Source organism: Paenibacillus polymyxa M1 (assembly GCF_000237325.1).
In the GTDB taxonomy this organism is placed as follows: domain Bacteria; phylum Bacillota; class Bacilli; order Paenibacillales; family Paenibacillaceae; genus Paenibacillus; species Paenibacillus polymyxa_C.
The window spans coordinates 1,678,750-1,693,630 of record NC_017542.1; the positions used below are offsets into that span (position 1 = coordinate 1,678,750).

14 protein-coding genes and 1 pseudogene are annotated in these 14,881 nt (G+C 44.8%); 9 read left to right on the forward strand and 6 right to left on the reverse strand.

Annotated features, from left to right (window positions below):
• Positions 1 to 189: 189 nt before the first annotated feature.
• The 4 genes from PPM_RS07380 to PPM_RS07395 all read right to left on the reverse strand — a co-directional run bounded on the left by PPM_RS07380 (position 190) and on the right by PPM_RS07395 (position 3,532).
• The gene (locus tag PPM_RS07380) at positions 190 to 741 is read right to left on the reverse strand and encodes a PepSY domain-containing protein (RefSeq protein ID WP_013370150.1); all 552 of its coding nucleotides are present in this window, start codon (positions 739 to 741) and stop codon (positions 190 to 192) included.
• Between the two features lie 115 nt (positions 742 to 856).
• A complete protein-coding gene (locus PPM_RS07385; RefSeq protein ID WP_013370151.1) occupies positions 857 to 1,450 on the reverse strand; it encodes a PepSY domain-containing protein in 594 nt (197 codons plus the stop codon).
• A 22-nt stretch (positions 1,451 to 1,472) separates the two neighbouring features.
• Positions 1,473 to 2,834: a sensor histidine kinase gene (locus PPM_RS07390; RefSeq protein ID WP_013370152.1), complete on the reverse strand. Its 1,362-nt coding sequence runs from the start codon at positions 2,832 to 2,834 to the stop codon at positions 1,473 to 1,475.
• Entirely contained in the window at positions 2,831 to 3,532 is a 702-nt protein-coding gene (locus PPM_RS07395; RefSeq protein WP_013370153.1) for a response regulator transcription factor, read from the reverse strand. The genes PPM_RS07390 and PPM_RS07395 overlap by 4 nt, the downstream gene beginning before the upstream one ends.
• A gap of 395 nt (positions 3,533 to 3,927) precedes the next feature.
• Between PPM_RS07395 and PPM_RS29165 the strand changes: the two are divergent.
• From PPM_RS29165 to PPM_RS07415, 4 genes and pseudogenes are all read left to right on the forward strand, one after another.
• Positions 3,928 to 4,074, forward strand: a pseudogene (locus PPM_RS29165) (protein aroM); the annotation flags it as partial.
• 74 nt (positions 4,075 to 4,148) lie between these two features.
• Positions 4,149 to 4,835, forward strand: coding sequence for a response regulator transcription factor (locus tag PPM_RS07405; protein WP_013370155.1), 687 nt, complete (start codon positions 4,149 to 4,151; stop codon positions 4,833 to 4,835).
• Positions 4,832 to 6,415, forward strand: a complete 1,584-nt coding sequence (locus PPM_RS07410; RefSeq protein WP_013370156.1) for a sensor histidine kinase — start codon at positions 4,832 to 4,834, stop codon at positions 6,413 to 6,415. The genes PPM_RS07405 and PPM_RS07410 overlap by 4 nt, the downstream gene beginning before the upstream one ends.
• Positions 6,416 to 6,540: 125 nt before the next feature.
• A complete protein-coding gene (locus tag PPM_RS07415; RefSeq protein ID WP_013370157.1) occupies positions 6,541 to 7,725 on the forward strand; it encodes a hypothetical protein in 1,185 nt (394 codons plus the stop codon).
• Positions 7,726 to 7,792: 67 nt separating this feature from the next.
• On the opposite strand, the gene PPM_RS07420 is transcribed toward PPM_RS07415, so the two are convergent.
• Positions 7,793 to 9,235 carry a SpoVR family protein gene (locus tag PPM_RS07420; RefSeq protein WP_013370158.1) on the reverse strand — a complete coding sequence of 481 codons (1,443 nt, stop codon included), beginning with the start codon at positions 9,233 to 9,235 and terminating at the stop codon, positions 7,793 to 7,795.
• Complete coding sequence (gene yhbH, locus PPM_RS07425) at positions 9,232 to 10,398, reverse strand: sporulation protein YhbH (protein ID WP_013370159.1); 1,167 nt, start codon at positions 10,396 to 10,398, stop codon at positions 9,232 to 9,234. The genes PPM_RS07420 and yhbH overlap by 4 nt, the downstream gene beginning before the upstream one ends.
• A gap of 163 nt (positions 10,399 to 10,561) precedes the next feature.
• Between yhbH and PPM_RS07430 the strand changes: the two genes are divergently transcribed.
• From PPM_RS07430 to PPM_RS07450, 5 genes are all read left to right on the forward strand, one after another.
• Positions 10,562 to 11,281, forward strand: a complete 720-nt coding sequence (locus PPM_RS07430; protein ID WP_014599581.1) for a response regulator transcription factor — start codon at positions 10,562 to 10,564, stop codon at positions 11,279 to 11,281.
• A gap of 167 nt (positions 11,282 to 11,448) precedes the next feature.
• A complete protein-coding gene (locus tag PPM_RS07435; RefSeq protein ID WP_228392891.1) occupies positions 11,449 to 12,348 on the forward strand; it encodes a sensor histidine kinase in 900 nt (299 codons plus the stop codon).
• Between the two features lie 142 nt (positions 12,349 to 12,490).
• Complete coding sequence (locus PPM_RS07440; RefSeq protein WP_013370163.1) at positions 12,491 to 13,414, forward strand: ABC transporter ATP-binding protein; 924 nt, start codon at positions 12,491 to 12,493, stop codon at positions 13,412 to 13,414.
• The gene (locus tag PPM_RS07445) at positions 13,411 to 14,118 is read left to right on the forward strand and encodes an ABC transporter permease (RefSeq protein ID WP_013370164.1); all 708 of its coding nucleotides are present in this window, start codon (positions 13,411 to 13,413) and stop codon (positions 14,116 to 14,118) included. The genes PPM_RS07440 and PPM_RS07445 overlap by 4 nt, the downstream gene beginning before the upstream one ends.
• Before the next feature lie 14 nt (positions 14,119 to 14,132).
• Positions 14,133 to 14,867: an ABC transporter permease gene (locus tag PPM_RS07450; RefSeq protein ID WP_013370165.1), complete on the forward strand. Its 735-nt coding sequence runs from the start codon at positions 14,133 to 14,135 to the stop codon at positions 14,865 to 14,867.
• Positions 14,868 to 14,881: the final 14 nt, after the last annotated feature.

Here is a 14,881-nt window from a genome sequence, read left to right on the forward strand (position 1 = left end):
TTAATTGAAGAAAAAGGTAATCCTCTGTTAGTTATCAGTCTATTCATGAGGAAATAATAGGTGCAGTTTTATGGGCTATTCTCGTTCTTTTCCTGTTCACGTTGGTCAAAAAAAACGGAGCAGCGAAAGTTCGCTGCTCCGTTTTAATTAGCACTGTATTATGCAAGTCTGGTCATGAATGGTGGGTGATTAGTTATCGTTGTTGTCATCATCTTCGTCTGTATCCACGATCGCTCCAGATGATGCATGGATTTCAAGCTCAACAGTTCCTTCGTTGGTGAGTACCTTGACCTCATAGATGAACTGTCCATCTTCCTTATCTAATTTAGAAGACAGAAGGGTACTCCCAGGCACATGCTTAAGTGCAATTTGTCCAGCCTGCTTTTCAGTTAGAGTGACGTGGTTGGGTTTGTAAAGGGAAGACTCGTCATTCGAGTCATGATCAAGCTCGGAATGGGAACGGATGGTTTTCCCAGTATAAGCATCAACCTCTATATCCCAATCTTTATCTCCTTGCTGAAGATCCACTTCATAGTAGACTTTTCCGTTCTTGCGCTCCAGTTCGACATCCTCAACTTGCGCATGATTTCCCACAGCTTTTTTGGCAATATTGGCAGCAGTAGTCGCTCCAATTAGTCCTGTAGGCTTAGCAGCCCATACGGCATTTGCCGAGACACCTGTAGCCGTAACTCCAAGCAGAACCGTGGCTGCTATTATTCCTAATGTATAGTTTTTTTTCATTACCTAATTCCTCCTTGAGCTGTATGCTTGAATACAGCTTAACCCTTGAACATGAGAGGAACATAATAGAATCATGAGAAAACAATGAGAAGACATAAGCATGATCATCAGGGCGTCATGATTCGTCGTGATCCTGTTTTTCTTTTTCCCAAGTGATAGAGTCGATTGAGCCTGATACTGCATTGATCTGCACCACTGCCTCACGCCCATCTTGTACCTCAACCTCAACAAGATAATAGAGGCCTTTGTCATTGCGGTGCAGTTCAATGTCATCGGATGTTCCATTCACTGCTTTTGCAGCAAGCTTGGCTGCTTCATTCTCTGTAATGACAAGAGAAACCGGGTCAGTTTTATGGACTGGATTTGATTGGTCACTGGGCTCTGAGGAACCGGGCGTGTGATCTTGGGGTTCCTGCTTTGCATCTGTATACATCTGTGTCCGCTTTATGGATTGGATGACACCATCATAGGCGTTGACTTTTATTTCGTACTTCCCTTTGGCGCGTTCTAGCTTGATCACATAAAAATTATCCAAACGTTGGGATTCGAGCACCTCGCCGGGATACTGATGCAATACAGATTGGACCACGGCTTTTTCTTCCAAGGGCGAAGCTGCTAACGATCGTGCCCAGGGCCACTGTAAAAGGCAAATGGTGATCAATACAGCCGCTACCGTACCTCCAATCATCCAGGCATAGATCGTTTTCATCGGTTTTCCCTCCTTTGGCTTATTATTTTGGAACAGCAGGGAGGATGATCGTTGCAGTTGTTCCGCTTCCCTCTATGCTTTCTAGCCCAATTTGTGCTTGAATAGCTTGAGCAATTCCTGTAGCTAATGATAAGCCTAGCCCGGCCCCACCTTCCTCGCGGCTTCTGGCTTCGTCCACACGATAAAAGCGGTCGAAAACTTTAGATAACTTTTCTTCAGGAATTCCAATTCCTTGATCTGTGATTCTTATGCAAGGTTGAGCCGTACCGCTCACAATATCAATCATCAGGTGTATCGGCTCGTCACTGTATTTGCGTGCATTATCCAAAAATATAAATAGAAGTTGTTTTAGTTTATTCTCGTCCGTAAAGGCAGTGCAGTCTGTCTGTACATCCAGTTGAATTTGTCGGGCGAAAGCATTTTCAAATGTAGCTTTCAGTTCTGTCCCTACTTTGGTCAAGCGTACAGGTTCTAACACGACATTCCATTGTTCTTCGTTTCTGGCCAACAGAAGAAGTTGTTCTGCCATATCCTTCATTCGGATCGCCTCAGAATGGATTGCTTCAACGGATTCGGCAAAAATATTGGGATTCTGCAATCCCCGTCGTTTAAGCAAACTAGCATAACTTTCAATAATGGTTAGAGGTGTTTTCAATTCATGGGACGCATTCGAAACGAATTGTTCTTGGCGAACGAAATTCCGCTCCAGCAATTCAATCATGTCATTAAACGTTTCTCCCATCTCGACTAACTCGTCGCGTGATGACGAATTGAGCGGAAGACGTTTGAATTTCCCGCTACGTTGAATCTCTTTCATCGTGCTAATCATGGATGTAATTGGATGTGTAATCAGTCTGCCCAGCAGTCTTCCCGATATGACGACAGGAATAAGAGCAATTCCTGTGACTGCAATAAGTACGATTTTGAGTACCTGGAGCGTCTGCATCGTCGGTTGCAGACTTTCGGTCACCTGAAGATTGACAACCTCTCCATTCGACCAAATCATGGGGACCGAAACGAGAATATAACGGTTGCTTTCATGGGTAATGATGCGAACCTGCCGTGTTTCATTAAAAACGCCCTTCATCAAGCTGAGAGACTGCTCTGATGAAGAGGTGATAGGAGCAAGAAAATCGCCTTCCGGTCTCATCAGACGAAGCATGCCGTCCAGAGGCACATAGGCTCGTAGCAGATCCTCAGCGGCTATGGATACTGGAGCACGTTGAATGCCATGAATCATGTTCTCTGCTGCGGCCTCTACCTGGTTTTTTCGACTGTCTATTGAAAGTTGGCTGAATAGAAAATAGACTGAGAAATTAATAGCCACAAGTAGAATCCCGAATAATAACGAGGTGTACGTATGGATTTTGTTCTGCAGCTTCATAACGATTCCTTCAGAACATAACCAATACCGCGCACTGTATGAATCAGCTCAGGGAGCTGGCGCGTGGGGTCAATTTTATTGCGTACGTAGCGAATATACACATCGACGACATTGGTATCACCGATATAATCAATGCCCCATACATTTTCCAGTAATTGTTCACGACTAAGGACCTGCCGCTGATGTCGGAGTAAATGAACGAGCAAGTCAAACTCTCGCGGCGTAAGCTCAATGTTGTGCTCTCCCCGAAGCACTTCACGTGTACCCTCATGAAGACGTAAATCTCCGGCACTAAGCCATTGATCTGCCACTTGTAAAGCCATGTCTTTCGTTGCACCTACCCTGAGCGCGGCCCTTACACGTGCAAGCAGCTCTTCGATCACAAAAGGTTTGGTAACATAGTCATTGGCTCCCAAATCGAGTCCCTCGACCTTATCCGCAATGGAACTTTTAGCCGTCAGTAAAATGACAGGAACGTTCGCATCATGTTTACGAATCCTCCGAAGGAGTTCGATGCCATTGATACCGGGAATCATAATATCCAGTAAAACTAGATCCCAACTACCTTTGCAATAGGTCTCCAGCCCATCAATTCCGTTCTTTTCTTTACTTACTTGATAGCCTTCAAATTCAAGTTCGATCTCTAGAAGTCGGGCAATCTTCTCTTCGTCTTCTACGATCAAAATGGATTGGTTCATAATCATGCCCTCCTGTAGGCGAATAGCCGATACGGAAGTATTTTAGCATATACGGACAGGTAAGACACTTCAAAACACAGGGCTGGGAGAGAAAGAGATTAGTATGGTGTGTTATATTTATCGACATTAAAAAATGATAATAGCGCTATAAGTTTGTTTTTTTATTCTGTGAGCACAAGAAAAAGATCCATGTTTTGGCCGAAATGAACATTGTTATGCTAGAAAAGTTGCATTAACATAAACTAAAATTCATCAATTGGTGAAATCTGCGATTTCTTCAGCTACTTTCGGAACGCCAATAGCCTGCTCATTCCAATTTAAGCTCCTATCTTATGGAAACACCTGATAAGGGCAGGCGGCAGGCTTGCCCTTTGTCATCAGGAGCGTAAAATAAAATGAAGCGAAAGCAGAGATTCAAGATGTATAAGCTTGGAATGATTACGATTGGACAATCCCTTCTTCGGTCAGATGTAGCCCCTATCGTAGAAAGGGCATTAGAAGGACGGGCCAAGCTGGTGCAGGCACTTGGGGCAGCGGCTGGAGCTCGCCTGGCAACTATGCCTGGCATGACCGATGATATGTTCATGAACGTTTTTTGAGGTAGGGAGGGAAGGACATGGATAAAAGAATACTGATAGCGGACGATGAGGCGAGTATTCGGAATGCACTGGCCTATGCGTTAAAGCGGGAAGGTTTTTTGGTGGAAACTGCTGTGGATGGAGAGGATGCATTGGAAAAAGTGCGTTTGTTCCACCCGGATGTGCTTATATTGGATGTGATGATGCCCAAACTGGGCGGATATGAGGTGTGTCGCCGTTTGGAAAGCCGGAAGGGCGTTGGTATTCTACTGCTAACCGCCAAAAATGATATCGTCGATAAGGTGCTTGGACTGGAGCTGGGAGCAGACGATTTTATGAGCAAGCCGTTTGACCTGAGAGAACTGCTCGCACGTATTAAGGCATTAGTACGGAGACTGGAACGAGAAGGAGCACCTGCGCCGGAAGGAACGGAGGTAATACTGGGTCCATTACGAGTGCGTCCATCTAGCCGAACGGCCGAACTCGGAGTAAAAGCATTGGATCTGACCCCCAAGGAGTTTGATGTACTGGCTCTGCTGGTGTCCCATACTGGGAGGGTGTATACACGGGACGATCTGTTGGAACAAGTATGGGGCATTGATTATGTGGGAGGAACGCGGACGGTGGATATTCATATTCAGCGCTTGCGCAAAAAATTGGAACCGCATCAGTCGATGCTGCAGACCGTATATGGAATCGGCTATAAGGCGGAGAAAATGACGTGAACGAACATCATTCACTCCATTCACAAGAAAGCTTGCAGTCCACTGACCCGCAGAAGCGCAAACATAAGCGTACAGGCTTGAGCCTGCGCTGGAAATTTCCGCTGGTCCTGGCGGCTTTACTGCTGTTTACTGTCGGTGTGCTGAGCTGGCTCGTGCTTACTGGTATTCGTGCCAATCAGACTGATCAAATGGAACGCGGCTTAAAGCGTCAGGCGGAAATCGTGGAAATGCGCGTCAAACAGTCTTACCTGTTGGGAGCTGGCCAATCACCCGAAGACTTCATGAAAAAGCAAGCGCCACAGCTTGCCGTGGAACTCGGTGTGTCCAGTAATATGCGCGTTATTTTATATGATGGCCGGGGACATGAGGTCGGAAATTCTCTGCCACTGGCTTATAGAACAGATGTCGGCCAGGCGCTTTCTTATGCGCTCCAAGGGAAAATTGCGTATATTACAGAAGGTAGCTCAGTGACCTATCTAGCTCCGCTTCAAGGTCCAGACGGCTTGCTGGGAGTGGTACAGCTTCATAGCTCAATAGAAGCACAGCAGCAGTTTTACCAGGACATTGCCCGCTTGTTTTTATGGACAGGAGGTGCGGTGCTGGTCTTAAGCTTTATTCTTGGCTTAGGCTATGTCAGCCGCCAGACGAGGGACATCGGACGACTGACTCGCGCTTCTGAGCAGATCTCGGCAGGGCACTATCCAGAAGCCAGATTGCTGCGACGGCAGGACGAGCTGGGAAGGCTGGATGAAGGGATGCTCCAGATGAGTCATGTGATCCGGGCAAGTATTACTGCGCTCGAAAATGAAAAGCTTCGGCTGGAAGAAGCGGTTCGGCGTTTGAGAGAGCTAGAGCAGCAGCAAAAGACCTTTATTGGCAATATCAGCCATGAACTGAAGACTCCGTTGACCTCTATTCAGGCTTACGCTGATTTGCTGGATATGTATGGGGATGATCCCGAATTGGTGCGTGAAGCCAGAGAAAGTATCGGTAAGGAAACCAAACGGTTGTATGAGCTTGTCGAGGATTCACTGAGACTATCTGTGCTGGACAAATATGATTTTGAATTACATACGGAGGAAGTGGAGCTGCATTTGCTGCTCGAAGATGCAGGTAGCCGAATCCGGGGGAAAGCTGCGGCGCGTGGACTGAATTTTTCGATGGATACCATTCCAGCCAAGGTGTGTGGAGACCCTAAGCATCTGATGCATATTGTGCTGAATTTGCTGGATAATGCAGTAAAATACAATCAGGACGAAGGCTGGATTACGTTATCTAATCGAGTGGAAAAGGACACCGTGATAGTGTATATACGCAATTCCGGTCCATGGATTCCTCGGGAAAAATGGGACATGATTTTTGAGCCGTTTGCTACCTTAAGTCGTGATCGTTCTCGTCAAGACAGTGGCACGGGACTTGGCCTGCCTTTGGCACGCAGACTGGCGGAGCGCATGGGTGGAGAGTTGCAGCTCACAGCTTCAGACGAAACCGGGTTGGAAAATGGCAATGGTCATTCAGGTGCAAGTGGCAATGAATTTTCGCTCAGGCTACCCCTGTTGGTTCACGATGGCTTCCAGTAGTTGGACCGCTCGATAGCTATAGAACTGAAAATGTTGTCTTATTTACAATTTGGAAACAATTCGATGTATTCACGAGATGTTCAGGCATTAAGCTGGGGGTAACGTTAACAAGGAGGCCGTTGTACATGATGAAGAAAAACCTAGACAGCCACGGGAAAAAGAACGGCTTTCCTCGTCTCAAACATCCCTATGCACGCTTTTTCAGACACAAAGTCACAGGATTGCTCATGACTGGCTTGATCGCTGGAGGATTGCTAGGCGGCTGCGGCATAAAAAGCGCAGGAGAGACAATTCCAACATCCGGTATGAAACCGGGGCAAAAGCTTACTGTGATTGACATGGAGGCAGCTCGGCAGCAAGTATCGGACGAGCTGGTGGTACAGTCCATCGACAAGCTGGGAGATGTCTACGCGAGGTCATGGCTGAGTGATGAAGAGCTGATTGTGGAACGTCAGAATCAGTTATGGATTCATAATGTAAAGACCAATAAGGAACGAGTTTTAACACCAGGTCGTAAGGCTCTACAGTTACTTGCTGTGGTTTCTCCGGATCAGCGCCATGTCTTTTTTACGGAGGGCAGCACCAGCAGCAAGTATGATATTCAGGGCTATATTTTAGAGCTAAGCAGCGGCAAGGTTACATCGGCTGGCCAGCTGGACATGACTAACGAAGTGAGCTGGGGCGATAAGGATCATCTCATTACAGGTACACCAGACGGTAAGATACATCTGATTGGACTGGACGGCAAAGCTGAAGAATTGAGTTTTCAAGATCCAAATCACTCAGAATTAATTGCTCATGTCGAAAAAGTGGGTAACGCCATATTTTATACAGGCAATGATAAACAAGGGTATCCGGTGCTGAATCGGTTCACTCTCAATCATCCTCAAGCTGTGACCATTGCAGAGGGGGCCATGTCTTTTGCAGTGTCGCTTGATGGTAAATCTATTGCCATTGAAAAGCGGAAATGGAATACATCCGAACCTGCTCGTATGATCATTTTGGATGAACAAGGCAAAGAGAAAGGGATCGTGGGTCAAGGGACTTTAATGAGTCGTGGAAGCTGGTCCAACGACGGGTCCAAGCTTGCTTTTTCCATTTATGATGAGGATCAGCAAGGTATGAGAGGGTTGTATGTGTTTGACCAATCCACGGGTAAAACCACTCCCGTTACGACCGATATCCAGTCCTATGACAGTCCAACAGTGTGGAGCACTTCCGCCCGGTTTTTATCCATGTACCAGAACATTTCGGAAGGTGGAAAACAACTGAATCAGAGCTACATCGTCGAATTTAAGAAAAAGCAGTAAAAAAAGGCGCATTTCCTTCTTCGGAATGTACCTTTTTTAATTAGGCTGGTTATTCGATTGTGTATCACTATACAAATTTGCGATGGTGTTTCTTACCGTCATATGAAAATAAGGCGAGCTTACCTTCAATCATTGTTTCCAAATGAACGGTGCGCCCCCATAGCTGATATACATACGGAAGCGTACGCTCCATATATTTTAAATCCAGTTCAATGCCTTCATACTGGTGCTTGAGTTTTAATTCACCTGTATGCAGATAATCTCCGTCTTCAACAACGATATAAGGGGAGCCTCCATTTACACGTGAGAACACAAGCTGATCCCGTATGTTTTCCCAGGATTTATCGGTAATTTTCCAATCCGGTCCCCGTTTCTCAAACACGTACAGATCCAAATCCTCCGTTAGTTGCTTGGTCATGTAATTGCGTATAAAGGAGGTATCCGAGTCAAACTCTCGCACCTCGAATATTTTAGCTCGACCTTCGCCCGGTTTGCGTCCTTGGCGCTCTTGCTCCTCGCGGGTCGGGTTATCCCATCGCTTTTCAATATCTTCAAATATTTTCAGTCCCAAATAATACGGATTCAAGCTTTGCTTGGAAGGCTGCACAACGGAGGCGTTCAGCATGGCAAATTCAACGGTTTCATCCCCAGTCAAATCCAGTTCTCTGACAATCCGTTGATGCCAATAGGAGGCCCAGCCTTCATTCATGATTTTGGTCTCCATTTGGGGCCAGAAATACAGCATTTCGTCCCGCAGCATCGTCATGATGTCCCGCTGCCAGTCCTCCAATACCTCGGAGAATTCCTGAATAAACCAGACAATATCTTTTTCAGGTTCCGGTGGGAACTGGCGTACCTTAATACCCTCGGTCTCGGCTGAATCATGCTGCTTTACTGTGTCCAGTGACCACAGATCATCGTAAGGTCCGATGGGACGCTGGTGTTTTTTAGGTTCTTTTTGCTCCTTGATTTTGAGTTCCATGTAGCGTTGTTTATCCAGATGCCTTGGTTTGATGAGCTGTGGGTCTACATGTTCCTGTATCGCCAGTACAGAGTCAATGAAGGATTCCACGGCCTTTGAGCCGTACTCCATTTCATAGCTGCTGATCCGTTCTGCGGTGGCAGACATGCTCTCTACCATATTGCGGTTGGAGGCCGAGAAGCGGGCGTTGTGTTTAAAAAAATCGCAGTGTGCCAGTACATGGGCGACAATCAGTTTATTTTGCACCAAAGAATTTCCATCCAGCAGGAAAGCGTAGCAGGGATTGGAGTTAATAACCAGCTCATAGATTTTACTCAATCCAAAATCGTACTGCATTTTCATCTTGTGAAATGTTTTGCCGAAACTCCAGTGGCTGAAGCGCGTGGGCATACCATACGCCCCGAATGTGTATACAATATCCGCCGGACAAATCTCATACCGCATCGGGTAGTAGTCGAGCCCGAATCCATCTGCAATCTCCATAATTTCTGATATCGCGTACTCAAGCTCTTTCTGATCGGTGCTCATCCTACCGTTCCCCCTTCCCGTTTGCGAAAAAAGGTACGTAAGGCTTGGTATACCTCACCTTTTTCCTTGATGACATAGTACATAAACTGATCCGTTTTAATATTCTTGTAGGCTGACATCAGCGTACTGCTGCGATTATATTGGTTCACCTCTCCATAGCCGAACATATTGCTGCGCTTCATAAGCTCCTCGATTAGTTTCACACACCGTTCATTGTCTGAGCTTAGGTTATCGCCATCGGAGAAATGGAAGGGATAAATATTATAAGTCGAAGGAGGATAGCGTTTATCGATAATCTCCAATGCTTTCAAATAGGCAGAAGAGCAGATTGTGCCGCCACTTTCACCGCGAGTAAAAAATTCTTCCTCCGTAACCTCCTTGGCTTCGGTATGATGCGCAAGAAAAACAATTTCCACCTTTTCATATTGGCGACGCAAAAAGCGGGTCATCCAGAAAAAGAAGCTGCGGGCGCAATATTTTTCAAAAGATCCCATACTGCCTGAGGTGTCCATCATAGCGATAATTACCGCATTGGATTGGGGAATGGTCTTCTCTTCCCATGTTTTGTAGCGAAGATCGTCCGGACTAATATGATGAATGCCCGGATTCCCCTCACGCGCGTTGCGGCGCAGATTTTCGAGAATCGTTCGTTTCTTGTCAATGTTCGCTTGCATGCCTTTTTTGCGTATATCATTGAATACGATAGATTCAACCTCAATTTGATCCTTATCTTTTTGCTGCAAATGCGGCAATTCCATTTCCTCAAACAGCATATCTTCGAGTTCCTCTATGCTGACTTCTGTTTCCATAATATCGTGTCCCGGTTGGTCGCCTGCTTTCTCACCTTTACCTGGCTTTTGGGAAGCAGGATCACGTCCGATGACATCTCCCACCTGACTGTCGCCATCCCCTTGGCCTACATGCTTTTGCTTTTGGTAGTTATAAATGAAGCGATATTCATCCAGACTGCGAATGGGCACTTTGATAATCTGTTGACCGTCCGACATTATAATATTTTCTTCCGTAATCAGATCGGGTAGATTTTGTTTAATGACATCTTTGACCTTCTGCTGATGGCGTTGCTGGTCCTGGTACCCTTTGCGATGCAGCGACCAATCTTCGCGGGATACGACGAATGAATATGGCTGGCGTGGTTCCGTCATTGTTAGGCACCCCCCAAGTGGATACACGGCACAGTTTGGCCTTGTTGGTTATTAAGTATATTCACGGGGATGTACGATATGTGATGGAACTCGATTTAAATTCTGCCCGTTTGCTTTTATAATGAAAGTAAAAAATGTAAAAAAAGAATGGAGAACCTTGGTTATGGAAGAAATTGCAGTGCTTATCGTAGACGATGAACAGGGACTGCGAGATATGCTGACAAAAGTATTAAAAAAGGAAGGATTTCTTCATGTTAAGCATGCAGCCACGGGCCAAGAAGCGCTGCAAATCGTGATGGAATCTCGTATTGATGTGATTGTGCTTGATGTTATGCTCCCTGATAACGATGGATTTGAGGTATGTCGTCAGATGCGTCTATACACGGAAGTTCCTATTCTTTTTTTGACGGCAAGAGATACAGATCTGGACAAATTAATGGGATTTGGTATTGGGGGGGACGATTATATCACCAAACCGTTTAACCCGTTGGAAGTCGTTGCACGTATGAAAGCTCGAATGAAGTATCGAAATGTGACAACAGCGGATATGAAGCCTGCTTTACAAACCTTAGATTTTGGATATTTTTGTCTGGAGCTGGAATCAGGTGCATTGTATGTGCAAGACCAAGAGGTCGATTGTCCTGCACGTGAATGGCTACTGCTGGTATTTTTGTGTAAGCATCCTAACCGTATATTCAGTGTGCGTCAGCTATACGAAGCAATATGGAGCGAGACCTTCCTTGGTGATGAAAAGACAGTAGTCATTCATATCTCTCGTTTGCGAAAAAAAATAGAACCTGATCCCAAGCACCCGCAATTTTTAGTTAATGTAAGAGGGCTAGGTTATAAAATGATATCAGTCAAGAGGGGGGAGCAAGAATGAACTCTCTGGTCAAGATATCCTTTCGTTTTATAAAAGTAACATTATGTTTTGCACTAGCCTATGTTCTTTGTTTTCTTATCTGCACTGTTATATATATTTTTATAAAAAGTACATTTGGTACATCTCATAATATGAATATTGATCTCTTCTGGATAGGACTTGGAATCGTGCAGAGCATTGTGTTCATAGCTGTCTATGGATGGTATATAGGCAAACCCTTGGTGTATGTAATTAAATGGATTGGAAATATAGCAACAGGGGAATTCCAAGCGCCGCTAAGTGAGCTAGAACTGCCAGAGCGCAAAAAAAATCAGAGCAATAATTATAAGCCTCCGTATCAATTGTATAAAGAAGTTTTTGAACAAATGAACATCTTATCTGCTCAATTGCGCAGCAATGAGGAAGAGAGAATGGAAATAGAAAAGCGAAAACAGCAGTGGGTAGCAGGTGTAAGCCATGATCTCAAAACACCTTTATCTTATATTGAAGGATATGCAGCCATGCTGACTGCTCAAGAGTATGATTGGTCCGAGGAAGAAAAAAGAAGCTTTAGTATGGCTATCAGTGAGAAAGTGACGGAAATGAAGCAGTTGATTCAGGATTTGAATGCTTCTATGCAGCTCAAGGAGGGTGCCTTGCCGATCCAGTTAAAGAAGGAGGACATTGTGGAGTTTCTCCGCAATACGGTCATAGATATCGCTAACCATCCTTCGGCCGAGCAGTACGAATTTTCTTTTATGTCATTGGAGGCAGTATGTGTCGTGCCCTTCGATAGTAAATTATTAGGTAGAGCGTTGAAAAATTTTTTGATGAATGCAATCATTCATAATCCTCCAGGTACACATGTTTCAATGGAAGTAAACAAAGAGAGCGATAAGCTTCATATTTCTATCGAAGATGATGGAATAGGAATGAATCCAACTGAATTTATACAGATGACACCTTCCAAAGAGCATGGGATACCTATTGCCAAAAGCTTTATTGAAGCCCATAACGGAACGCTTCATATTCTTCCGGGAAGTCAAGAGGGTACCAGAATAGAAATTACGTTGCCACTGAATATGTAACTCTTTAACATCTCTCCCTCACATTTTGGAGTTCGCTCGTTTTTTTGCCTGTTGTTTAGGAACTGTTTACTTGATGTTAACTTTCTTTCAGTAAACTGTATGTAACTAACTTCAGCATTAAAAGTCGAGAGGAGAGCAGGAAATGTCTGAATATGTAATACGTACACGTCAGCTAACCAGGCGTTTTGGAAAAAGGGAATTTGTCAAACAAATAAATCTCCAGGTACCTGGGAAGCAAATTTACGGATTTTTGGGACCAAACGGGGCGGGGAAAACAACCACGATTCGTATGCTACTCGGGCTGATTAAATCCACATCCGGGGATATTGAGATTTTTGGGAAAAAGCTCAAGGATCATCGCATGGAAATATTAAAAGATGTGGGTTCTTTGGTTGAATCACCTGCCTATTATGCCCATTTGTCCGCATATCGAAATTTAGAAATCGTTACAACGATGCGTGGGTTGCCGACTCGAAAAATTCATAAAGTGCTGGATTTGGTGAGATTAAGCAAGGATGCGTATCGTCCGGTAAAAGGATACTCCTTGGGGATGAGACAAAGGCTAGGAATTGCCATGGCGTTGATTGCTGATCCCAAATTGTTGATTCTTGATGAACCGACGAATGGTTTGGACCCGTCCGGTATTCAGGAAATTCGGGAGTTAATTATGAGCCTGCCTGATGCTTACGGAATGACGGTATTGGTTTCGAGCCATCTATTAAGTGAAATCGAACAGATCGCAACCTATGTAGGGATTATTAATCAAGGGGAAATGATTTTCCAGGGAACGATGAAAGAACTTACAGACAAAAGCAAGCCTCAATTATTCATTGAAACCCAAAATCCTGTTCAGGCTGCTGGAGCCCTGATGCAGCATGGATGGATTGCCGGAGCTGAATCCATGGAGCAAAAAGAGGTCATAACTCCTATAGTAGACCGTGAGCAGTCATCGGAGATGATCAAAGTGTTGGTGGAGCACAATCACCCCGTCTACCGGGTAAGGGAGAAGAAAAAAACATTGGAGGAAATATTCCTGGAGCTGACTGGTAAGGAGCGAAGCTTATGATACTCCAAGTTATCAAGGCGGAAGGATATAAGCTGAAAAAAATATGCTGGTGGCTTCCTCTAATACAGGGCTGTGTTCTTACAGGAATGACTGCCGTGGAATGGTATCTCTACTTTCGCCAGGGGCCAGGCGGGGTCTATGCTGGTTTTGCCGTTATGTTTATGTTCATCTCATTTGTGATGTTGCTTGGTTGTACACTTTTGGCAAGCATAATGGCAGGTACAGAGCACGATACTCAAACATGGAAGCAGTTGATGGCCATGCCTGTTCCTAGAAGCTATATTTATGTATCCAAAATAGTGTGGATCGTGATTTTGCAGCTTGGCACCGCCTTGATCACGATAGCAGGGATGAGTCTCATCTGGGTGTTGTATACAAACGAGCCCATTCCTTGGCGAGTTATGCTGCTGCAGCCGATTAATGCCAGCTTGGCTACCCTGCCTGTACTTGCAATTCAACTTTGGTTGTCTACCCTTTTTACTAATCAGGCATTTCCGTTAGCGTTTGGCATATTTGGTTCTATTGCCAGTTTGTTTTTGGCACGAACAAGTATTCTTTGGATTAAATTATTACCTTGGTCGTATCCGGCACTATCAAGTCCTCTGATTAAGGAATACGTAATGTGGGTGGTCATTGCTTTATGTGCAGGGATCATCTTCACAGGACTCGGTACTCTACAGTTTACAAAGCATGAATTCAAATAGAGAGGGGAATCTGCATGGGATCCATTTTACGCGTGGAAGCGATGAAGCTTCAATGGGTCATGGTATGGATTCTCATTATATTGGATGCGGTTATCAATTCTTTAATGGGAGTCCTGGAACTGAACGATTTGAAGCAGTTTTATGAGCCTAGCTGGTTAATGTTATACACCTATGCGGCGCATTTTCACTCGATGTTTTTTTATCCGCTTTATTGTGGAATTATTGCTTCTCTTTTGTGTGCATACGAACATCGAGATGGAGGATGGAAGATTTTATTGAGCAGCCCGTATCCCCGTCAGCGAATCTATTATGCAAAATATATATTGCTCATTCTCATACTGTTTCTTGATCAGCTTACATTCATAGTAGGATATTTTGCAGGTGGGTATATAGCAGGTGCTCCAGGAGAAATCCCTTGGACTCTCGTTCTTTCTACCGGATGGGGAGGGTGGTTCGGAATTCTTCCATTGGCAGCCCTCCAGCTTATGCTTTCGGTAAAAATCCGCAATTTCGGAGCTTCACTAGGAATGGCTATTTGCTGTGTAGTGCCTAATATTGTTATGACAGGCTTTCATTCTTCTATAGGAGCATGGTTTCCCTTTACGATTCCTTATTATATTATGTTGCCACAAACAGCGAGCTATGCTCCCAGAGTCGAGCCTTATAGTCTTGGTTTGATTGTACTTTTTACGTTTTTAGCCTATCTATATGGTGGAAGAAAAATGTTTGTGAATAGGGACTGGTTGTAGCTAGGATATCATGA